Source organism: Streptomyces yerevanensis (assembly GCF_000716805.1).
Lineage (GTDB): Bacteria > Actinomycetota > Actinomycetes > Streptomycetales > Streptomycetaceae > Streptomyces > Streptomyces flaveus.
Genome location: NZ_JNWJ01000005.1, coordinates 57,338 through 77,825, shown reverse-complemented (window position 1 = coordinate 77,825; position 20,488 = coordinate 57,338). Strand labels below are relative to the sequence as shown.

The following is a 20,488-nucleotide window of genomic DNA, read 5'->3' as shown; positions in this document are numbered from 1 at the left end:
TGGAGGGGGTCTGCACACCGCCTGGAGCACACCAGCACCGCCTGTCGTTCGCGGGCCCGTCCGTCACCGGGGGTTTCCGGCCGATGTGACGCGACGGACAGAGCAAGCCTGTCGGAGTCTTGACGGTCCAGAGTGTCGGACCGTCAGAATCTGTTTGATTGCGAGCAGTTGTGAGTTTTCCTGAGCTGTCGACGATGAGGAAACCCGTCATGACGGTGACGCGCAGCGGATCAGCCGTCTGGAGGCCCCGCCTCGCTGATCGTGCGGGCTTCCTGACGTTCCTCGACCTCCTCATCGGGATGGGCCTCGCGGTACTCCTCGGCCGTCGGCTTCGCCACCTGCGCTCCGGCGCCGTACAGAGCGCGGGAGAGGAGAGCCCGCAGCCGCCCCTTCGAGCCGTTCGGGCTCGGCACGCCGTTCGCGTCGCGTGCCGGGCCCGCATCGAGCGGCCTGGGCTGCTCGTGCTGGGTCAGCGTGTGCAACTCGGCGGGGGAGAGCGGCTGGTGCACCTCGACGAACTCGCCGTGCGGCAGGCGCTTGATCACGCCGGTCTCGCGACCGTGCAACACCAGCTCGCGGTCCCGGCGTTGCAGCCCCAGACAGATGCGCCGGGTGACGATGAAGACGAGGACGGGGACGACGAGCACCGCGATCCGGGCCGCCCAGGTGACCGTGTTGATCGACAGATGGAAGCGGGTGGCCACGATGTCGTTGCCGCCGGCCGCGAACAGGATCAGATAGAGGCTGATCCAGGCCGTGCCGATGGAGGTACGGATCGGTCGGTTGCGCGGACGGTCCAGTAGATGGTGCTCGCGCTTGTCGCCGGTGACCCAGGACTCCAGGAACGGATACACGCCGATGAAGACCAGAAGCAGGGGGAAAACGATGATCGGGATCAGCACGCCCATGACCAGCGTATGACCCGCCACGTTGATCTCCCAGCCCGGCATGATGCGCACCAGCCCCTCCGCGAAGCCCAGATACCAGTCCGGCTGGGCTCCCGTGGACACCTGGTCGGCGCGGTAAGGGCCGTACGACCAGACCGGGTTGATCGTCGCGATCGCCGCGATCAGCGTGATCACCCCGAACACCAGGAAGAAGAAGCCGCCCGCCTTCGCCATGTACACCGGCATGAACGGCGCGCCCACGACGTTCCGTTCGGTCTTCCCTGGCCCTGGGAACTGTGTGTGCTTGTGGTAGAAGACCAGGATCAGATGGGCCACCACCAGGGCCGCCATGATGCCGGGGATCACCAGGACGTGCAGCGAGTAGAAGCGGGCGATGACATCGTCCCCGGGGAACTCGCCGCCGAACGTGAAGAACGACAGATACGTCCCGACGATCGGCACCGACAAAAGGGCGCCGTCCACGAACCGCATCCCGGTGCCCGACAGCAGATCGTCCGGCAGGGAGTAGCCGAAGAGCCCCTCGAAGATGCCGAGGAACAGCAGCGTCCAGCCGAACAGCCAGTTGATCTCACGGGGTTTGCGGAACGAGCCGGTGAAGAAGTGCCGCATCATGTGCATGAGCATCCCGGCGATGAAGATCAGCGCGGCCCAGTGGTGGATCTGCCGGATCAGCAGTCCGCCCCGTACGTCGAAGCTGATGTCCAGCGTCGAGGCGTACGCCTCCGACATCCGCACGCCCTTCAGCGGGACGTAACTGCCGTGGTACGTCACCTCGTTCATCGACGGATGGAAGAACAGCGTCAGATAGACACCCGTGAGGATCAGTACGACGAAGCTCCACAGGCAGATCTCCCCGAGCAGGAACGACCAGTGGTCCGGGAAGACCTTGCGCAGGTACTTCCTGCCGAGGCTGTGGATGCCAAGGCGGCCGTCGACCCAGTCGGCCACGCGCTGACCCGAGGACGCTTCGTCAGCCGCGGGACGGTGCGAGGGCGCCTTCTCGTACGTGGTCATTTCAGGACCTCGTCGGTCGCCGTCCCCGGTACCGGACTTCTGGACATGCCTGTCTCCCGTAGTGCGCCTCACTACTGCGAGGGCTGCGGGGGCCCGGAATGTGACATCCGGCGGGGGAGAGTGACGTACGTCTCAGCATGTACGGGCCCGGGATGCCGTTGCACCACCCGCCGGTACCGTCACGCGTATCACTTGACCTGCGACTATTTACGAGTAAGTACCCGCGCGGTACCGTGAGGGGCATGCCAGCTCTCAACGTGGAATTCAGCGAGCGCGAGCTCGAGGATCTGCGGCAGATCGCCAAGGAGCGCGGTACGTCGATGAAGGCCCTGGTACGCGAGGCGGCGGCCGCCGACATCGTGCGGCACCGCGCGTTGCAGGAAGGCGCGGACGTTTTCCGCCGGTTCTTCGCGGCGCACGCCGATGAGTTCGCCGCCGCCTTCCCCGAGGACGAACCAGCCGGCAAGGGCGAGGGGCGGGTCGCCTGACCCATGGCCGCCCCTGTCATCCATATCGACGTTCCGTGGCTGCTCCAGCGCCACGAAGAGGTCCTGCCCGACCAGCCCACGGTGAACGACTTCTCCGTGCTCGTGGCCGCCGTGGCCCGGCACCGCGTGGACCCGCCGCGGCTCGGCGTGGACTCGGACCCGGCCTGGCGCGCCGCCGCGCTGCTGCACACCCTGGCCCTGCTCAAGCCCCTGCCGTCCGCCAACGCCCGCTTCGCCTGTGCGACGGCGGTCTCGTACATGTTCGTCAGCGGCGTCGGCATCGACCCGCCCTATGGGGCCCTCGTCGACCTCGCGCGCGACCTGATGTCCGGCAAGGCGGACGTCTTCGGTGCGGCCGACCGCCTGCGCTCCTGGCAGATCTGAAGGCGTACGCCTGTCGGCAGTTCGATTTTGAAAACCGTTGCACAGCGGGGCGGGGCGGCTTGACGGACCGACCTTGACTTTCCTTCAGAGGTCGGATGTTGCACAAGTCGCGTGAGTGGCTTGTTGGCTGTGTGGGATTTGTGCAAGGGTGAACTTCCCCGTACATGGTTAAGGGCCGGGTCTGATTCGATGCTCGAGTTTTAGTTCTGCCGGTTTTGCTCAAAAGGCGGGCGGCCGACGGCTCGACCGGACCACCCCTCCGGCCGCTTTCCATGCGCCAAGCCAGAAAGGTATGCACCAACCAGGAGCACCTTTCGGCGGTCAGAACTTCTGTGTGCCACCTTGTGCCTTGGAAGGACCCCGCTCAGTGCACACCCCCCACCCACCTCGTCCTACATACCCCCCGCGCCCCGGCATCGCCGTCGTTCCCACTCCCGGGGGTGCCACCGCTCCCGGGGAGTCGGACGAGAGCCTCGCCGCTCTCCTGCGGGCGCAGCCGGAGGGCGAACTCGCCCAGTCCGTCGCGCTGTTGATGGCACGGCACTGGCAGCCCGCGTACGACTACGCGGTCATCTGCCTGGCCACCTCGGCGAGCGTCGCCTCGATGGTCACCGCGGCCGCCTTCCAGCAGGTCCTCGACCGCCTCAAACGCGCCGAGTCCGCCGCCGCACTGCGCCCCCACCTCCTGGTGACCGTGCGGGACACGGTCCGGGCCTGGTCCGCCGCGGATCGCATATCCGGCGTTCTGCCGGAACTCCGGAAACCCGCCGGAGGCCGTGGTATGCGCGCCACGAAGTCGATGACGCCGGAAAATCGCAAGCTCGCCGAACGTTCTTTCCAGGCCCTCCCGGGACTCGCCCAGTGCGTGCTGTGGCACACCGAGGTCGAGGCAGAACACATATCCGTACCAGCTGGTCTGTTGGGTATGGATCCCGACACCGCGTCGGCCGCTCTGGACCAGGCACGGGAGCAATTCCGCCAGGGCTGCGTACGGGCCCACCGCGAACTCGCGCCGAACAAGGACTGCCGCTACTACAACCGTCTCCTGGACGTCCCGATTCGGCGCGGCGGCACCTTGCTCCCCGATGTCCAGCAGCATCTGCTGGAGTGCCGCTTCTGCCGTTACGCGGCCGAACAGCTCAGCCATTTCGAGGGCGGTCAGGGCAGTCTCGGCGTGCTGCTCGCCGAATCGGTGCTCGGCTGGGGCGCCCGCCGCTATCTCGACTCCCGTCCGGGTCGGGGCCAGTCCGCAGGGCGGCCCAGTCGTTCCGGTGGCAGACGGCAGGGCGGCGGCGGCCGTCATCGCGGGCGCGTGCTGCCCCAGTTCTCCTCCGGGGGCCGGAGGGCCGCGCCGGGCCCGGGGAACTCGAAGGCCATGCTCACCGGCATAGGCGTGGTCTCCGGGGCGCTGCTGGCAACCTTACTGATCACCACCCTGTGGCCGCAGGACGACGGCGGTGACCCCTCCGCCTCCGGCACCCCGGGCCCCGGCCAGAGCGCGACTCCCGGCCCCCAGGCGCCGCCCGCCGGGTCGACGTCCCCGCCGCCCGCGCTTCCCACGCCTCCCGTGCAGACCCGGCTGCGCAATCTCGCCGCGGATCTCTGCCTGGACATCAAGGGGGGCAAGGCGCAGTCCGGTGCTTCGCTCAAGCTGGAGGCGTGCTCCTCCGCCGAGACCCAAGAGTGGTCCTACGAGGAGGACGGACTGCTGCGCAGTGTCGCGAACTCCGACCTGTGCGTGGACTCCCACGTGGACGCCGGTGTGGTGGTCCTGGGCAGCTGCGCCTCCGCGGGCTCCAAGCGGGGCGACGACGTCCGCTACGACCTCACCGTCCAGGGCGAGTTGCTGCCGCGCTGGCAGGAAGACCTCGCGGTCGCCCCCGCCGCCAAGGACGAGGACGCGGACGTGGTCGTCAAGATCCGCGACAGGTCGGACGAGCAGCGCTGGCGCACGGACGGCAGCACGTCCTCGGCGAGCCCGGAGTCCTTGTCGGTGGCGAAAACGGTGAGCGACTCGGACTGAGGGCTGCGCCCGGCCGGGTGCCTCAGGCCGCCCGGCCGCCGGCCAACTCCGGTCAGTTCTCGGTCTGTTCGTCGCGAGGCGCGTCCTCCGGCTCGGCTTCGTGGGCCGCGGCGTCCTCGGCGTCCGGCCCCTGGGCCCTCACTCGCTGGACGTGTTCCAGGGAGTCCCTCAGTTCCGTGAGCCAGTCGTCCGCGTGGCGTTCGACGAGGCGTACGCACCAGGCGAGTGCGTCACTGCGGCTTCGGGCGACACCGGCGGCGATCAGGGTGTCCAGAACCTGCCGCTGGGGCTGCCGCAGCCGGGTCATGACGGGGGCGGCGACATGGGTGAACAGGGCGCGCTCGCCCCCGCACTCCACGCCCCACGAGACCTTCTTGCGGAAGCGGTGCTCGGCCTCGCGGGCCACCGCGACGCGGTCGTCGCGGGTGCGCTCCCGGAACTCCTGGATACGGGACTCGACGGCCGCCTCCTTCTCGGCGTCCGAGACGCCCTCGGCGAGCCGGGGCTCGGCTATGCGGCCGATGACGGTGATCTCCTCGCGGTCGACCGTCACTTCACTGAGGCTCTCGAAGAGATCGTCGGGCAGCCGGCCGGCGAACCAGCCGCGCAGTTTCTCGTGCTGCTCAGTTGTAATCATGTAATGAGCCTTACTTCGACGCACAGTGAAGGCAAGAGTTTCGCTTCCGCTGGAAGCGGAATGTTTCCGGCCTATTGCTGAGCGGTGCGAATCCGGCCAGAACGCGTCTTCCACGCCGCGGCACCCGCTCAGTTACAGGCTTGGCGTGCTCAACTTCCGTCACTTCACGCCACTGATTCAACACGAAACGTTACTGAAACGCGTGGGGCGGACGTGTGTTTCCGTCGCGGACTCGGCAGACTCGCGCTCGCCGGTCCGGCACTCAGGAACCGGCACCCGAACGTTCCGGAACGCAAACGATCCGGAATGCCACCCAAGCGGAAGGATGCACACAATGCCGAACACCGCGCGCTGGGCAGCGACCCTCACCCTGACGGCCACCGCCGTCTGCGGCCCCCTCGCCGGAGCCGCCCACGCCGCCCCCGAGCCCGCCCCGTCCACCCTCTACGCCCCCTCGGCCCTCGTGCTCACCGTGGGCCGAGGCGAGAGCGCGACCACTGCCGCCCCGGACCGCGCGGTCACTCTGACCTGTGCGCCCGTCGCCTCGGGCACGCACCCGGACGCTGCCCGGGCCTGTGCCGAACTGCGCGCGTCCGGCGGGGACTTCGACACCCTGGCCGGCAGAGGCGAGGGTATGTGCACTCGCGAGTACCGGCCCGTGGTCGTCACGGTCGACGGCGTTTGGCAGGGCCGCCGCGTCTCCTACGAGCGCACCTTCCCGAACGAGTGCGTGAAGAACAACTCTCAGGGGAGAGCCGTCTTCACGTTCTGAGAGACCGGGATCGCGCACCGCCCGCGAACCTCGACCCGGGGCCCGTAGCTGGGGAGTGCGGCCCTGTCGCGGACGCCACGCGATCTCACCCGGGGGCCGGCAGGGACGGAGTGGGGCCGTCCTGCCGGCCCTCGGCATTCACGGGCATCCACGGCCTAAAACGTTTTCAGGGATCAACGCAGGTCGGGGCGCAAGCCACCCCAAGCCCCAACTGTCAGCTGTGTCAGAAGTGTTGACCCCGCGTTGGAAACGTTTTAATTTTCTCCGCACCCGACAGCCAGAGGTGAGGAGGCTCCGTGGCCGCGGTGTTGCAGGAGCGCACGGGCAAGGAGGCGGTGAGCCCTTCTCGCCGTCGTCCGCCTGATGCGCGTACGAAGCGAAAAGGCTTACACGCCCGCAGAAGCCGGACCTTGTTCCTGCTGATGCTGCCCGGGCTCGTGTACTTCCTTGTGTTCCACTACGGCGCGCTGGTGGGCAACGTCATCGCGTTCAAGGACTACGTGCCGTTCGACGGCATCTGGGGCAGCCCGTGGGTCGGCCTGGAGAACTTCCAGCGGATGTTCCAGGACACCGCGTTCTGGGACTCGGTCCTCAACACCCTCTGGATCGCGGTCCTGCAGATCGTCTTCTACTTCCCCGTCCCGCTCGCGCTCGCCCTGCTCCTGCACACCCTCACCTGGAGCACCGTCCGGCGTTTCGTGCAGTCGGTGGCGTATCTGCCGCACTTCATCTCATGGGTGATCGTCGTCGCCCTGTTCCAGCAGGTCCTCGGTGACACCGGCCTGGTGAACAGCTACCTCGGCGACGCTGGACTGAGCACCGTCGACATCATCGGCAACCCGGACGCCTTCAAGCCGCTCACCGTCGCCCAGGTCATCTGGAAGGACGCCGGCTGGGGCACGATCATCTTCCTCGCCGCGCTCTCCCAGGTCGACGAGCAGCAGTACGAGGCCGCCGCCATCGACGGCGCCGGACCCTGGCGGCGCTTCTGGCACGTCACCCTGCCCGCGATCCGCCCGGTCATCGTCCTGCTGCTCATCATGCGGCTCGGCGACATCCTCTCCGTCGGCTTCGAGCAGATGCTGCTCCAGCGCGACGCGGTCGGCCCGGAGGCCGCCGAGATCATCGACACCTTCGTCTACTACCAGGGCATCGTCGGCGGCGACTACGGATTCGCCGCGGCCGCGGGCCTGTTCAAGGGCGTCATCGGCGCCCTCCTCGTCTACGCGGCCAACAAGGTCGCCCATCGCCTCGGCGAACAGGGGGTCTACAAGTGAGCGCCCATGTCCGGCCCGGCTGGATGGAGAAGCCGAAGCCGCTCACCCAGGCCGCCAAGGCCGTGGCCCTCGTCGCCGTCGTCCTGCTGGTGTGCGTGCCCTTCCTGGTCATCGTGTCGACCTCGCTGGCCTCGCAGCGCGAGGTGGTCGAGGGCGGTGGCTGGGTGCTGTGGCCGCAGGAGCCGACACTCAAGGCGTACCAGGACATCCTCGACGGCGGCATCGTCACCCACGCCCTCGGCGTGAGCGCGGGAGTGACGGTCGTCGGCACTCTGCTCAGCCTCGCCTGCACGGTGACCCTCGCCTACGCGCTGTCCCGCCCCGGCGTCTTCGGCGGCAAACCCGTTCTGCTGCTGGTGCTGTTCACCTTCCTCTTCCCGCCGGGCATGATCCCCAGCTTCCTGGTGGTCAAGGAGCTCGGCCTGCTCGACTCGTACTCCTCACTGGTGCTGCCGGTGCTGGTGAACGTCTTCAACCTGGTCGTCCTGCGCGGCTTCTTCCAGGGCATCCCCGAGGAGTTGTACGAGGCCGCACGCCTCGACGGGGCGGGGGACTGGCGCGTGCTGTGGTCGGTCGTGCTTCCGCTGTCGAAGGCGGCACTCGCGGTCGTCGGCCTGTTCTACGCGGTGGCGTACTGGAACTCCTGGTTCTACGCCTCCCTCTACCTGGAGAGCGACCACTGGCCGCTCCAACAGGTGCTGCGTACCTATGTGGTGGCCGGTACGGACCTCACTGACACCGCCACGAGCGAGGGCACGGTCAACGCTCCGCAGACCGTGCAGATGGCGGTGCTGGTGATCGCCACCGTGCCGATCCTGCTCGTCTACCCCTTCCTGCAGAAGTACTTCACGAAGGGCGTGCTCACGGGCGCCATCAAGAGCTGAGCGTTCCACTGGAAGTGCAGTCATGAGGCTGCCGGCCGTCTGTGGCTGGTCGCGCAGTTCCCCGCGCCCCTTACGGGGCGCAGTCATCCAGAGCTGGGAGAGAACACCTATGTCCGGAACCCCTCTGTCCCGCCGTGCCCTGATGCGCACCGCCGCCGTGGGCGGTCTCGCGCTCGCCGCTCCGGCCGCCCTGACCGCCTGCTCCACGGAGTCCGGTGATGACGGGGTCTCCAACGCGGGCAAGAAGCTGGCGCCCTGGCCCACGTTCAAGGCCTTCACAGGGCCCAAGCCAGACCTGGCGCCGACCGCGGAAGGAGTCCAGCCCGGCTACACCTCCTACCCGTCCGACCTGGCGAAGTCGGTGTCCGGCACCCCCGGGGACGGCTCCACGGTCAAGGTGATGACCATCAGCTTCGGCGTGCCCCCGAAGGGGCGGGGGGAGAACCGGTTCTGGCAGGCCGTGGAGAAGGCCCTCGGCGTGAAGATCGAGTACACGATCATCTCGCAGCCCGACTACCAGAAGAAGATGGCCACGGTGATGGCCGGCGACCCGGGTCAGCTCCCGGACATCATCAACGTCTTCTCCGGGTTCGTGCTGCCGCGCGAGGCCCAGTTCGTGCAGCGTCGCGCCGAGGACCTCACACCGTTCCTTTCCGGAGACGCGGTCGCGGACTACCCGAACCTGGCGAACATCCCCACCCAGGCCTGGCGCGACATGGGCCGCATCGGCGGCCGCATCTACGGCATACCCCTGGAACGCCCGCTGCCCGGCTCCACGCTCTGGCTCAACCAGGAGTCCTTCGGGGCCGCCGGGATGAAAGAAGGCTGGACGGACCAGGACTTCGCGGCGGTCGCCAAGAAGGGCACGGGCGGGAAGAAGTACGCCCTGGGGGCGGCGGAAGGGTCCGTGTTCGGCGACGGTTTCCACTCCGCGGCGCACGGCGTCCACGCACGGGGCTGGTCGGTGAAGAAAGACGGTACGTTCCTCCCGTCCGCGGCCGACGAGCGCTACAAGCAGATGCTCGACTTCCAGCTCCGGCTGCGCAAGGCGGGTTCCTACCACCCCGACGCGACCTCGAGCGCACAGCCCGAGATGATCGACCTCTACTACAACGGGACGGTCGGCTCCATACAGGACGGTTTCGGCGGCTATCTCCCCAAGTTCCTCGAGAAGGGCCGGGAGTTCACACCGGCGCCGGCTCTTCCGTACAGCGTGGGCGGGACGCCGGGGGGCATCGTCGGGGCACGCCGCTCGTTCGGCTACACCATCCTCAAGAAGGCGAAGAAGGAGCGTATCCAGCTGCTGCTGCGCGTACTCGACTATCTCGCGGCGCCGTTCGGCAGCAAGGAGTGGGAACTCGTCCACTACGGCCTGGAAGGCACCCACTTCACCCGGGCCAAGGACGGCTCGCCCGAGCCCAACGACCTCGGTCAGGTCGAGAACAACACCAACCTGCCGCTGAAGTACCTCGCCGAAGGACCCCAGGTGCTGTTCGTGCCCGGCATGCCCGACGCGGTGAAGGCCCTGCACGCCTGGCAGGTGAAGACCGTCCCGCACGCCATCCGCAATGCCTCGTTCGGACTCCAGTCCCGGACCCACACCTCCCAGGGCACCACCCTCGAAACGCTCCTCAAGGACACCGCCACCGGGATCATCGCCGGACGCACGCCGCTGTCCGAGTGGGACGCGACGGTCAAGACATGGCGTCAGCGAGGTGGCGACAGAATGGCCGAGGAATTCGCCGAGGACCACGCCGCCAACACATGAGGCGGCAGGTGGCATGGACCGGCAGGTGGCAAGGACCGGCAGGTCACGGGCGAAGTGAACCAGAGGAACGGGGAACGACATGGCGGCAAAGGGGCGGGTCACGATCCGCGAGGTGGCCGAACGGGCGGGCGTGTCCGTGGCCACCGTCTCGCGGGTGCTCAGCGGCAACTACCCGGTCCCGTCGGCCACCCGCACCAGGGTGATGCGCGCGGCGCGTGCGCTCGACTATGTCGCCAACGCGCACGCCCGCGCCCTGGTCGGCGGCGGACGCAAGATGGTCGCCGTCGTGCTGCGCCAGGTGACCAGCCCTTTCTACGCGCAGGTCGCCGAGGGAGTCGAGGCGGAAGCGGCCGAACGCGGCTGGGTCTGCGTGTTCGGTGCCACCGCGGGGGATCCGCAGCGGGAAATGGACTTCGTGCAGCTCATGCGCGAAGAGGGCGCCCGGCTGGTGATCCTGGTCGGCGGGGTCGTCGAGGACGACGCCTACCGGGAGCGGGTGGCGCACTACGCGCACGCCCTCGACTCGTCCGGAGCGCGCCTCGTGCTGTGCGGGCGGCCCGCGCCCGACCCCGACATCCCCGCGCTGGTCGTCGAGTTCGACAACGAGGCCGGGGCCCGCGCCATCACCGGCCATCTGCTGTCCGCGGGCCACCGCCGCATCGCCTTCCTGGGCGGGCTGCCCGGCAACACGGCCCTCGACGCGCGTGTCGCCGGATACCGCGCCGCGCTCGCCGAGCACGGGCTGCCGCCCGAGACCGCGCATGTCGTCGACTGCGGGCTCGGCCGGGCGGCGGGCCATCGCGCGATGACCGAGCTCCTCAAGAGCACAGGCGACACAGGGGAGTTCACCGCCGTGTTCGCCGGGGACGACATGGTCGCCGCCGGCGCCCTGCGGGCCATCGCCGACGCCGGGCTGCGCGTGCCCGACGACATCTCCGTCGTCGGCTACAACGACATCCCGCTCGCTGAGGACTTCAGCCCACCGCTCACCACCGTGCGCACCCCCGCCGAGGAACTCGGCCGGGCCGCCGTGCGCATCGCCCTGCGCGACCCCGAGCACGCCGCGGGCGCCCACCATCTGCTCGGCACCCACATCGTCGTACGCGACAGCGTCTCGCCGCCCCCGCCGGGGCGCGCCCCCAAGTGACGGAGGATCCGCCCCCGTATGACCGCGCCGCATGTGTCGCTTCCCGACCCGACGCACCTTCCCCACCTTCCACAGTTGCCCTCCCTCGACCCCGTCGGCTCGCCCGTCACCGGCTGGACCCGCGCCCACTGGGAGACGATCGCCGACCGCCTGCTGGATGGCCTGCTGCCGTACGCGTCAAAGGAGTTGGCGCACTACCGGCTGCCCGGCCGGGCCAGCCACTCCGGAGACTGGTCGGACGGCCTCGAGGGGTACGCGCGCTCCTTTCTGCTCGCCGCTTTCCGCATCGCCGGCTCCGGCGGACAGGTCTCCGAGGCCCTGATCGAGAGGTACGCGGCCGGGCTCGCCGCGGGCACCGACCCGGAGGGCGCCGACCGCTGGCCGCCCATCACCGACCGGGCCCAGCCGATGGTCGAAGCCGCCTCCATCGCAATCGCTCTGCACGAGAGCCGCCCCTGGATCTGGGACAAGCTCGACGACCCGGTACGCCAGCGGGTGGCCGACTGGCTCGGCGGCTTCGTCGGCGCCCGGGCGAACGACTCCAACTGGCGGCTCTTCCAGGTCATCACGGAGGAGTTCCTCGCCTCCGTGGACGCCCCGCACAGCCGGGCCGACATCGACGGAGGGCTTGCGCGCCTGGAGGACTGGTACCGGGGCGGCGGCTGGTACACCGACGGGGACGGCCGCAAGTTCGACTACTACAACGCCTGGGCCCTGCACCTGTATCCGGTCCTGTGGGCCCGGATGGCCGGACCGCGCGCGGACCCGGCCCTGGTCGCCGCCCACCGCTCCCGCCTGCGTGAATTCCTCGGCGTGTACCAGTACTTCTTCGGCTCCGACGGCGCACCCGTCCACCAGGGCCGCTCGCTGACGTACCGCTTCGCGACGGTCGCCCCGCTGTGGGCCGGAGCGCTCGCGGACGCCACCCCGCTGCCGCCGGGACGCACCCGGCGCCTCGCCTCCGGCGCGCTGAAGCACTTCGCGGAGCGCCAAGTGCCCGACGAGCGGGGGTTGTTGAGCCTCGGCTGGTACCGGCCCTTTCTCCCGGTCACCCAGCGGTACTCGGGGCCCGCCTCGCCGTACTGGGCGAGCAAGGCGTTCCTCGGTCTGCTGCTGCCCGCCGACCATCCCGTGTGGACGGCGCCCGAGGAGCCAGGACCGGTGGACACCTCCGACTCGACGCTGGCGCTGCCCGCCCCCGGCTGGCTGCTGCACTCGACGGCGGCCGACGGCATCGTACGACTGGTCAACCACGGCAGCGACCGCCTGCCCCCGCCTCCGGCCGAGGCCGACGACAGCCCGCACTACGCGAAGCTCGCGTACGCGAGCGCGGCGGCCCCCGACACTCCGCCGGACGATCTCGCTCTCGGCCCCGACAACCACATCGCACTCCTCACGGCGGACGGCACGGCGGCCTCCCAGCGGGGCCGGATCCATCCCTTCGGCGTGAGCGGACGGCATGCGGCGTCCTGGCACCGCGCTGTCCTCCCGGACACCGACGAGGGGCACCGCATCGAGACGACCAGCGTGGTGCACGGTCCCTGGGAGGTGCGGGTCCATCGCGTCGAAGGGCCGCACGGAGCGGTCGTACGCGAAGGGGGGTGGGCCGTGGCCGACGACAGCGGGCCGTTGGAGGAGGCGACGGGGGAGGGCTGGGCGCTGGCGCGACGACCGGGGGACGGGCTGACGAGCGCGATCGTCGCGCTGCACGGGTGGGAGGCGGCCGAGGGTGCGGTCGCGCACGCCAGGGGCGCCAACGCCTATGGCGAGTACTCGGCCACGCCTTGCCTCCGGCTGCCCGTCCACCCGGGGCGCAGCCACCTTCTCGTCAGCCTCGTCGTCCTCAGCGCCGATCCCGAACGGCCTTGTGAGCCAAGGGAGTTGAGGGCGCAGGCGGAGGCTCGGGTCACTCCTGAGGGCAGGGTCCTGATCCGTTTTCCGGACGGCACTCAGGAGGAAGTTCCGCAAGCGGCGGGAAACGTCCGATGAGTCCCGAGACGCGCAACAGCCGGTGGATGCGGGGCTGATCGGAGACGAGACGCAGGCTGCCGCCGCGCTCCTTCGCGCGGCGCTCGGCCCGGCACAGCACCCGCAGCCCCGAGCAGTCGAGGAAGTCGACGGACCGCAGGTCCACCAGGACCTGCGGCACGGGACGGGAGGTCGCGGCGTCCAGGTGCTCGGTCAGGGCGTCGACCGCCGCCATGTCGATCTCGCCGCGCACCACGACCACGGTGAACGGACCGCTCACCCGGCTGTGGGCGTACGGGTTCACTGCGGGGAGACCGGAGTAGTACGCCGCACTGCCCTCGGGCAGTTGCGCGGCACGGTCATTGGTTTCCGGCGGCATGTCGGGCTCCACCTCGTGCAGGGGAGGGCGCGCTTGGTCCAGGCAGTTACCCGGTAGGTCGGGAACCATCCCCGCCACGCCGACCGTAAGATCCAATCTCACCCGAACTGATGAATCTTGGGCGTGACCATTGACTTTAGGGGTCAGGTTACAGGCGGCCCGCAGATTGTGCCCCCGACGGAACGCCGGGAGCTTAATGCATATGATGTGCAGGTGCGTGACTACTGCATAAAGGCGGCCACCCCCGACGACCTGGACGGCGCGCGGTCCGTCATGCTCGACACCGTCTACCGCGACTTCGGCACCGGCTACGTACCGCGCTGGCATCGCGACATCGTCGATCTCGACCACGCCTATGTCGCGCCCGCCCGGCACATCCTGCTCGTCGCGGTCGACGAGCGGGACGGCACGGTCGTCGCGACCGGCGCGCTCGACTCCCGCGGGCCGGCCCATCCACCCAACCCGCGCCATCTCGCCGAGCGTTACCCCTCGGGCGAGACCGCCCAGCTGCGCCGCGTGTACGTCCATCCCGGGCATCGACGGCGGGGCCTGGCCCGGCAGTTGGTCGACGAGTTGCTGAACTTCGCGGCGGCGGACGGCGGTTACCGCTCCGTCTATCTGCACACGGACCCGGCGGTGCCGGGCGCCGAGGCGTTCTGGCGCTCGCTGGGCAAGGCGGTGCTCGACGAGCGCGAGGAACCCGGCGGCGGCCAGAGGATCGTGCACTTCGAGGTCCCGCTGCCCTGACGGAAACACCCTTCGCACCCACCGGCATCCCCCACAAAACCCCCACGAAGCCCACGAAGAAAGAGACCATGCGCTCTCTGCCTCGCCGTCGGTTCCTCGCCGGCCTGCTGCTTGCCCCGCTGCTCACCGGCTGCTTCGCCTCCGACGGCGGGGAAGCCTCCGACACCTCGGACGGCTCCCGGCTGCGGGTCGCGCTCGCCTTCCCGCCCGCCGAGAACTACTCCCCGTACGGCGCCGACGCCACCCTCCTCAGCCGCCTCGGCGTCACCGAGGGACTGACCCGACTCGACGCGAACGGCACGGCGGTCCCCGCGCTCGCCGAGTCGTGGAGCCGTGAGAACGACCGGAGCTGGCTGTTCACCCTGCGCGAGGCCACCTTCCAGGATGGCACCGAAGTCACCCCGAAGGCCGTCGCCGCCTCCCTCACCCGGGCCACCCGCGCCAAGCCCGTGACCGCCGCACTGTCCGGGGTCGAACTGACCGCCGAGGCCGCGGACGGCGGACGGGTACGGGTCACCAGCGCCGACTCGGATCCCGTACTGCCACTGCGTCTGTCGAGCCCCGGTCTGGCCGTGCTGTCGGCGAAGGCGTACGCGAAGAATGACGCCGTCGGCCCCGTCGGCACCGCCACCGGACCCTTCGAGCTCACCAAGGTCACCGGCACCACCGCGGCCACCCTGAACCGCTTCGACGACTACTGGGGCGGCCGGGCGCAGGCCTCCGGGATCGACGCGAAGTTCATCGCCGACGGCACGGCCCGTACGAACGCGCTGCGCACCGGCGAGACCGACATCGCCGAGGCCGTCCCGGTCTCGCAGGCCGCCTCCCTGGACAAGGCGACCCGCCGCGACACGGCCACCACACGCACCACGAGCCTGCTGCTCAACACCGACTCAGGCCCCTTCAAGGACCCGAAGGTACGCGCCGCCGCACGCGAGGCGATCGACACCTCCGCCTTCGCCAAGGGCGTGTACGAGGGGTACGCCGATCCTGGCGCCGGAATCTACGGACCCGCCCTGACCTGGGCGGCCGACAAGCGCGTCAAGCCGGTCGGTCGGGCCAATGCCGGGAGCGCGGACGGGACTTCGGTCACCGTTGCGACGTACGACAACCGGCCCGAACTGCCCGAGGCCGCCCAGGTGCTCAAGCAGCAGCTCGAACGGGCCGGATTCAAGGTCGAGTTGGAGGTGCGGGAGTACTCACGGCTCGAAAGCGACGCCCTGGAAGGGAAGTTCGACGCGGTCGTCTCCGCCCGCAACACCATGCTCGACACCGGCGACCCCGTCTCCGTCCTCGCCAGCGACTTCACCTGCGACGGCAGCTACAACCTGCCGCTGCTGTGCGACAAGACGGTCGACAAGGCCGTCGCCACGGCAGAGTCGATCACCGACACCGCGAAGCGGCAGGACGCGGCGATGGCCGCGGAGGCGGCGGTCCTCGGCACGGACGCGGTCGTGCCGCTCGTCCATCAGCGGATCATCACCGGCGTCGGCGCCGAGGTGAGCGGTGTGCAGCTCGACCCGTACGAGCGCGGTCTCGTCGGGGTCGGGACGCGGCGCTGACGGGCGGCGGAGTACGTGACTGTCGTACGGGGGCTCGTTCCGCTGTGGCGTGCCGTGCTCGTCGGTGCGCTGTTGTGCGGGGTCGGGCTACTGCCGTGGCTGTCGCGCACCGATCCGGCGCTCACCGTGCTCAAGGCGCGGTCCGCGGAACGTGACCCCACGCCCGAGGCACTGGAGGCCGTTCGGTCCCAACTCGGCCTGGACGCAGGGCCGTTGCATCTGCTCGGGAGCTGGCTCGGCGGGCTGCTGCGCGGTGACGCGGGCCGGTCGTGGATCTCCGGGGCGGAGGTCACGCCCGCGGTCCTCCAGGCGCTCGGGGTCTCGCTGCTGCTGATGGCCGGGGCACTGGCCGTCGCGGTGGTCACGGCGGGTGCCGTGTGCGCGCGGACGCTGAGGCTCGGGGCGCGGCGGCAACTCGACGGGCGTCCCTCTGGAGGCACCGGCTCGGCGCTCCTGTCCACGCTGCCCGACTTCCTGACCGCGTCCGTGCTGGCCGCCGTCGTCGGCGTACAACTCGGCTGGCTGCCCGCGCTCGGCTGGTACGGGCCCCAGTGGATGGTGCTGCCCGCGCTGTCGCTGGGTCTGCCCGCGGGAGCGCTGCTCGGGCGGCTGCTCGACGACATGCTGCCGGGCGCCTTCGCCGAACCCTGGGCGCTGGCGGCCGCCGCCCGCGGAGTCCGCGGCCGGAGCATCGCCCGGCAGGCACTGCGCCGCTGCGTGCCCGGACTGCTGCCGAACTTCGGGCTGTTCGTCGTCGGCCTGACCGGCGGCGCGGTCGCCGTGGAGCAGATCTTCGACATCCCCGGGCTCGGACGGCTGAGCCTGCAGGCCGCGGTGGCGCAGGACCTGCCCGTACTCCAGGTCGGCACCCTTGCCCTCGTCCTCCTCGCGGCGGCTGCCGGAGGCCTCGCCCGGCTCGCGGCACGGCTCCTCGTCGGACCGGCCCTGCGCGACGGCGCGCTCTCCTCGCTGCACCGCCCGACGCCGCCGCGTCCCACGACACTGCCCCTCCTCTACGGCGCGCTGCTGCTCGCCGTCATCGCGCTCGGACTGGCACGGGACCCGCAGAAGCTGGACACCACGGCACGGCTCCAACCGCCTTCCTGGGCACACCCGTTCGGCACGGACGCGCTCGGCCGCGATGTGCTGGCCCGGGTCGGACACGGCGCGCTGGACACGCTGGCCCTGGCCGTCGCGGTGAGCGCGGCGGCGCTCGTGCTGGGTGTCGTACTGGGGCTGCTGCCGCGGCTGTCCGGACCGTTGCTCGACACGGTCAACGCCGTACCGCCGGTCCTCGCGGGCCTCCTCGTCGCCGGAGTCTCGGGGAGCGGTGCCTCCACTCCGGCCCTCGCCGTGGCCGCCGTCGCCTGGGCGCCCCTCTCCGCCCACACCTCGGCCCTGCTCCAACAAGAGCGCGCCACCACCCACTTGACCGCCACCCGAGGCCTCGGAGCAGGACGGCTCTACCTCCTCCGCCACGAACTCCTCCCCGCCGTCCTGCCCCCGGTCACCCGCCACGCCCTCCTGCGCCTGCCGGGCGTGGCCCTCGCCCTCGCGGCCCTCGGCTTCCTCGGCCTGGGCGCCCAACCGCCGTCCCCCGAATGGGGATTGCTCCTCGCCGAGAACCAGCCGTACGCCGAACGCGCCCCCTGGGCCGTCCTGGCCCCGGCCGCCGTGCTCGCCCTGCTGGGGGCGGTGGCGGTGACGGCAGGGGGAGAGGTGCGGTGGCCCGGTCGGCCGCGACGCCGACGCTCCGTGAAGTCACTGGCCGCGCAGCCACCAGCCACACGCGTCGCACTCGTGTCCTCGCCCGCCGCACAGCAACCCGCCACCACCGCAATCAAGGAGTCGCGATGACCCAGCAGCCCACCAAGCAGGCCAAGGCGGCGGACCGGCCGACCGGTGCCGCCGCCGGTACTTCGCGCCTGCGTACCTGGAGCAGGCTGAACCCGCTGCTCCGCCTGCTGATCCTCACCCAACTCGCCTTCAACATCGGCTTCTACGCCGTTCTGCCCTTCCTCGCCGAACACCTCGGCACCGCGATCGGCATGGCGGGCTGGATGGTCGGACTCGTCCTGGGCCTCAGGACCTTCAGCCAGCAGGGCCTGTTCGTGGTGGGCGGCGCGCTGGCTGACCGCTACGGCGTACGGCCCGTGGTGCTCGCGGGCTGTGTCCTGCGCATCGCCGGGTTCGTCTGGCTCGGGTACGCGGACCGGACCTGGGCGGTCATCGGGGCCGTCCTGCTGATCGGGTTCGCCGCCGCGTTGTTCTCCCCGGCCGTCGAGTCGGAGGTCGCCCGTCAGGCTGTGGTGTGGGAGGAGGCGGGCGGTGGCTCCCGTACGAACGTGCTCGCGCTGTTCACCGTGGCCGGGCAGGCCGGGGCGTTCGTCGGTCCGTTCCTCGGTGCGCTGCTGCTCGGGGTGGACTTCCGGGTGGCGTGCCTCGCGGGAGCGGGGGTCTTCGTCCTCGTCCTGGCCGGGCATCTCCGGCTGCTGCCCCAGCACATCCCGGGGCGGCAGCGGGTCGCCGTCAAGGGCGGGGCCCGCGTGCTCGTACGCAACCGGCGCTTCCTGGCGCTGTGTTGTGCGTACGGCGCCTACCTGCTGGCGTACAACCAGCTGTATCTGATCCTCCCCGACGAGGTGGAGCGGGCGGCGGGCTCGCAGGCGCCGCTGGCGTGGCTGTTCGCGCTGTCCTCGCTGCTCGTCGTGACTGCCCAACTGCCCCTCACCCGCTGGGCCGGGGACCGGCTCGACCTGCGCCGGTCCATGGCCGCGGGGTTGTTGCTGATCGCCGCCGGGTTCGCGGTGGTGGCCGCGGCGCGGCCCGCCGCGTGGACCGGGAACGCCGGGCTGCTGCCCGCGGCGGGCTTCGTCGTGCTGCTCACGCTCGGCCAGATGCTCGTCGCGCCCGCCGCCCGCGCCTGGGTGCCGGATCTCGCCGAGGACGGGCGCCTCGGCCTCTACATGGGCGCCCTGTCCTCCGTATCCGGCCTGATCGTCCTGGTCGGCAGCGCGGGCACCGGCTCACTGCTCGACGTGGGCCTGCCACCCGCCGTGCCCTGGCTGGTCCTCGCCGCGATCCCCGTCGCGTCCGTCGCCCTGCTGCCTCGTCACCCGGAGTCGTCGCGACGGGGCCGCCGCACCCAGAAGAGGGCAGCGGCGGCCAGGCGTCAGTAGCCGACCTGGAACGTCGCGTCCGCCCGCTCCGTCGCCGTCGAGACCGGGTCGATCCGCAGCGCGAACCCGCTGTGCCTGATGTAGCGGGTCGGGAGGTTGTACGAACGGAAGGACGCCCAGGAGGAGTCCGCGAGCCCGGCCGTTCGTACGAAGGTGGCGTCCGCGGCGAACGACGATGTGCCGTTGTTCTCGTCGAGCCGCAGGTTGTAGCTGTAGTGCCGTAGGTAGCGGGTGGGGTAGTTGACGGACTGGAAGGAGATGCCGGAGGAGTCGGCCAGGCCCGGCACCAGCTTCCACTGGGAGTCCGGGAACGGGTCGAAGGGGTACTCGTCGATCCGGCCGGCGAAGCCGCTGTGCCGGACGTAATGGGCCGGGTAGTTGTAGGACTTGAGCCGGTTCCAGGTGGGCGCGCCCCACTTCGCGAGCAGGTTGGTGTACTCGGTGGAGGTGATCGGGTGGATGCCGCAGTGCTTGGAGTTGAGCGGCTGGGTGTAGAGCTTCTGGTCGAGTGCCGTCCAGGCGCCGGAGGCGAGGTCGTTGGACTGCCAGACGTAGAAGACGCCGTTGGGCGTGTAGGTGTCGCCCCACAGGTACCAGGCGTTGGACGTCAGCGACTTCACGACCGTCGGCGCCTCGGTGCCGCCGTGCGCGACGGGGGTGCTGAACGGGGTGAAGCTGCCGGGGTTCAGGGAGGTCGACCGCGCTCCGACGAGCTGCTGGTTCCTCTTGTAGTACAGGTAGTTGACGCCGTTGACACCGATGGTGAGGTTGCCGTCGATGATGTCGTACCCGGGGTCGAAGAAGACCTGGGGGTTGGTGGTGGTCCGGAAGTCGGTGGTGTAGCTGACCATGATCACGTTGTGGCCGCTGCTGTTCACCGACGAATAGAGGATGCCGTACTGGCCGCGCCCCGCGTCCCAGTACGCCTCCGGCGCCCAGCTGTGGGTGTTGGTCATGTCGTGCAGCTTCAGCAGCCGGTAGCCGGTGAAGGTCCGCAGGTCGGTCGAGTCCCAGACGTGGATGTTGACGCTGTTGCGGGTCCAGTCGGTGCCGCTCAGGTCCGTCGCCAGCACGACGAAGGTGCCGTCCTGCTTGCGCATCACGAAGGGGTCGCGCAGCCCGCCGGCGCCGGCGGTCGGGGTGACCACGGGGGCGTTCTGGTTCAGCGGCGTCCAGCGCAGGCCGTCGGTGCTGACGGCCAGGTGAAGGCCGTAGTTGGCCTCCAGCATGGTGTTGGACTCGGTGAAGTAGACCATGGCGTACGCCGAGTCGGCGGCGTGGGCGGTGCCGGCGCCGAGGGTCAGCGCGCCGGTCGCGGCCAGGGGAACGGTCGCCGCCATGCTCAGGAAGA

General features: G+C 70.1%; 17 protein-coding genes. 13 read left to right on the top strand and 4 right to left on the bottom strand.

Features of this window, described 5'->3' with window-relative positions; genetic code table 11:
- Nucleotides 1-230: 230 nt before the first annotated feature.
- Nucleotides 231-1,922 carry a cytochrome bc1 complex cytochrome b subunit gene (gene qcrB, locus OP79_RS06435; RefSeq protein WP_051744448.1) on the bottom strand — a complete coding sequence of 564 codons (1,692 nt, stop codon included), beginning with the start codon at nt 1,920-1,922 and terminating at the stop codon, nt 231-233.
- Nucleotides 1,923-2,164: 242 nt separating this feature from the next.
- On the opposite strand from qcrB, the gene OP79_RS06430 reads away from it, so the two are divergent.
- The 3 genes from OP79_RS06430 (at nt 2,165) to OP79_RS06420 (ending at nt 4,817) form a co-directional block, all read left to right on the top strand.
- Nucleotides 2,165-2,410, top strand: coding sequence for a hypothetical protein (locus OP79_RS06430; RefSeq protein ID WP_033319000.1), 246 nt, complete (start codon nt 2,165-2,167; stop codon nt 2,408-2,410).
- A gap of 3 nt (nt 2,411-2,413) precedes the next feature.
- Nucleotides 2,414-2,794, top strand: a complete 381-nt coding sequence (locus tag OP79_RS06425) for a hypothetical protein (RefSeq protein ID WP_033318999.1) — start codon at nt 2,414-2,416, stop codon at nt 2,792-2,794.
- 367 nt (nt 2,795-3,161) lie between these two features.
- Nucleotides 3,162-4,817 carry an RICIN domain-containing protein gene (locus tag OP79_RS06420; protein WP_033318998.1) on the top strand — a complete coding sequence of 552 codons (1,656 nt, stop codon included), beginning with the start codon at nt 3,162-3,164 and terminating at the stop codon, nt 4,815-4,817.
- 52 nt (nt 4,818-4,869) lie between these two features.
- Here OP79_RS06420 and OP79_RS06415 read toward each other — a convergent pair whose 3' ends face one another.
- The gene (locus OP79_RS06415; protein WP_033318997.1) at nt 4,870-5,454 is read right to left on the bottom strand and encodes a hypothetical protein; all 585 of its coding nucleotides are present in this window, start codon (nt 5,452-5,454) and stop codon (nt 4,870-4,872) included.
- A gap of 334 nt (nt 5,455-5,788) precedes the next feature.
- Between OP79_RS06415 and OP79_RS06410 the strand changes: the two genes are divergently transcribed.
- The 6 genes from OP79_RS06410 (at nt 5,789) to OP79_RS06385 (ending at nt 13,291) form a co-directional block, all read left to right on the top strand.
- Nucleotides 5,789-6,226, top strand: a complete 438-nt coding sequence (locus OP79_RS06410) for a protease inhibitor (RefSeq protein ID WP_033318996.1) — start codon at nt 5,789-5,791, stop codon at nt 6,224-6,226.
- A gap of 422 nt (nt 6,227-6,648) precedes the next feature.
- Nucleotides 6,649-7,503 carry an ABC transporter permease gene (locus OP79_RS06405; RefSeq protein ID WP_033319161.1) on the top strand — a complete coding sequence of 285 codons (855 nt, stop codon included), beginning with the start codon at nt 6,649-6,651 and terminating at the stop codon, nt 7,501-7,503.
- On the top strand, nt 7,500-8,387 hold the full coding sequence (locus OP79_RS06400) for a carbohydrate ABC transporter permease (RefSeq protein ID WP_033318995.1): 888 nt from the start codon (nt 7,500-7,502) through the stop codon (nt 8,385-8,387). Before OP79_RS06405 ends, OP79_RS06400 begins: the two co-directional genes overlap by 4 nt.
- A 109-nt stretch (nt 8,388-8,496) precedes the next feature.
- Nucleotides 8,497-10,155: a type 2 periplasmic-binding domain-containing protein gene (locus OP79_RS06395; RefSeq protein WP_033318994.1), complete on the top strand. Its 1,659-nt coding sequence runs from the start codon at nt 8,497-8,499 to the stop codon at nt 10,153-10,155.
- A gap of 79 nt (nt 10,156-10,234) precedes the next feature.
- Nucleotides 10,235-11,302 (top strand): LacI family DNA-binding transcriptional regulator, encoded by a 1,068-nt coding sequence (locus tag OP79_RS06390; RefSeq protein WP_033318993.1) that lies wholly within the window; start codon nt 10,235-10,237, stop codon nt 11,300-11,302.
- Nucleotides 11,303-11,320: 18 nt separating this feature from the next.
- Nucleotides 11,321-13,291: a DUF2264 domain-containing protein gene (locus tag OP79_RS06385; protein ID WP_051744447.1), complete on the top strand. Its 1,971-nt coding sequence runs from the start codon at nt 11,321-11,323 to the stop codon at nt 13,289-13,291.
- On the opposite strand, the gene OP79_RS06380 is transcribed toward OP79_RS06385, so the two are convergent.
- Nucleotides 13,209-13,649 (bottom strand): STAS domain-containing protein, encoded by a 441-nt coding sequence (locus OP79_RS06380; RefSeq protein ID WP_033318992.1) that lies wholly within the window; start codon nt 13,647-13,649, stop codon nt 13,209-13,211. The two genes, OP79_RS06385 and OP79_RS06380, sit on opposite strands and share 83 nt — an antisense overlap.
- Nucleotides 13,650-13,862: 213 nt before the next feature.
- Here OP79_RS06380 and OP79_RS06375 point away from each other — a divergent pair, with 213 nt between their 5' ends.
- From OP79_RS06375 to OP79_RS06360, 4 genes are all read left to right on the top strand, one after another.
- Nucleotides 13,863-14,396, top strand: coding sequence for a GNAT family N-acetyltransferase (locus OP79_RS06375; protein WP_033319159.1), 534 nt, complete (start codon nt 13,863-13,865; stop codon nt 14,394-14,396).
- 68 nt (nt 14,397-14,464) lie between these two features.
- Nucleotides 14,465-15,958, top strand: coding sequence for an ABC transporter substrate-binding protein (locus OP79_RS06370; protein ID WP_033318991.1), 1,494 nt, complete (start codon nt 14,465-14,467; stop codon nt 15,956-15,958).
- Nucleotides 15,959-15,973: 15 nt separating this feature from the next.
- On the top strand, nt 15,974-17,815 hold the full coding sequence (locus OP79_RS06365) for an ABC transporter permease subunit (protein ID WP_245685234.1): 1,842 nt from the start codon (nt 15,974-15,976) through the stop codon (nt 17,813-17,815).
- Complete coding sequence (locus OP79_RS06360) at nt 17,812-19,137, top strand: MDR family MFS transporter (RefSeq protein ID WP_078491641.1); 1,326 nt, start codon at nt 17,812-17,814, stop codon at nt 19,135-19,137. Before OP79_RS06365 ends, OP79_RS06360 begins: the two co-directional genes overlap by 4 nt.
- Here OP79_RS06360 and OP79_RS06355 read toward each other — a convergent pair.
- A complete protein-coding gene (locus OP79_RS06355; protein WP_051744465.1) occupies nt 19,131-20,477 on the bottom strand; it encodes a glycoside hydrolase family 43 protein in 1,347 nt (448 codons plus the stop codon). The genes OP79_RS06360 and OP79_RS06355 overlap by 7 nt on opposite strands.
- Between the last annotated feature and the right edge of the window lie 11 nt (nt 20,478-20,488).

Coding starts and splice junctions, on each gene's coding strand:
- OP79_RS06370 (WP_033318991.1), top strand. CDS start 14,465: ATGCGCTCTCTGCCTCGCCGTCGGTTCCTCGCCGGCCTGCTGCTTGCC.
- OP79_RS06395 (WP_033318994.1), top strand. CDS start 8,497: ATGTCCGGAACCCCTCTGTCCCGCCGTGCCCTGATGCGCACCGCCGCC.
- OP79_RS06430 (WP_033319000.1), top strand. CDS start 2,165: ATGCCAGCTCTCAACGTGGAATTCAGCGAGCGCGAGCTCGAGGATCTG.
- OP79_RS06410 (WP_033318996.1), top strand. CDS start 5,789: ATGCCGAACACCGCGCGCTGGGCAGCGACCCTCACCCTGACGGCCACC.
- OP79_RS06390 (WP_033318993.1), top strand. CDS start 10,235: ATGGCGGCAAAGGGGCGGGTCACGATCCGCGAGGTGGCCGAACGGGCG.
- qcrB (WP_051744448.1), bottom strand. CDS start 1,922: ATGACCACGTACGAGAAGGCGCCCTCGCACCGTCCCGCGGCTGACGAA.
- OP79_RS06355 (WP_051744465.1), bottom strand. CDS start 20,477: ATGGCGGCGACCGTTCCCCTGGCCGCGACCGGCGCGCTGACCCTCGGC.
- OP79_RS06360 (WP_078491641.1), top strand. CDS start 17,812: ATGACCCAGCAGCCCACCAAGCAGGCCAAGGCGGCGGACCGGCCGACC.
- OP79_RS06425 (WP_033318999.1), top strand. CDS start 2,414: ATGGCCGCCCCTGTCATCCATATCGACGTTCCGTGGCTGCTCCAGCGC.
- OP79_RS06405 (WP_033319161.1), top strand. CDS start 6,649: ATGCTGCCCGGGCTCGTGTACTTCCTTGTGTTCCACTACGGCGCGCTG.
- OP79_RS06415 (WP_033318997.1), bottom strand. CDS start 5,454: ATGATTACAACTGAGCAGCACGAGAAACTGCGCGGCTGGTTCGCCGGC.
- OP79_RS06380 (WP_033318992.1), bottom strand. CDS start 13,649: ATGCCGCCGGAAACCAATGACCGTGCCGCGCAACTGCCCGAGGGCAGT.
- OP79_RS06385 (WP_051744447.1), top strand. CDS start 11,321: ATGACCGCGCCGCATGTGTCGCTTCCCGACCCGACGCACCTTCCCCAC.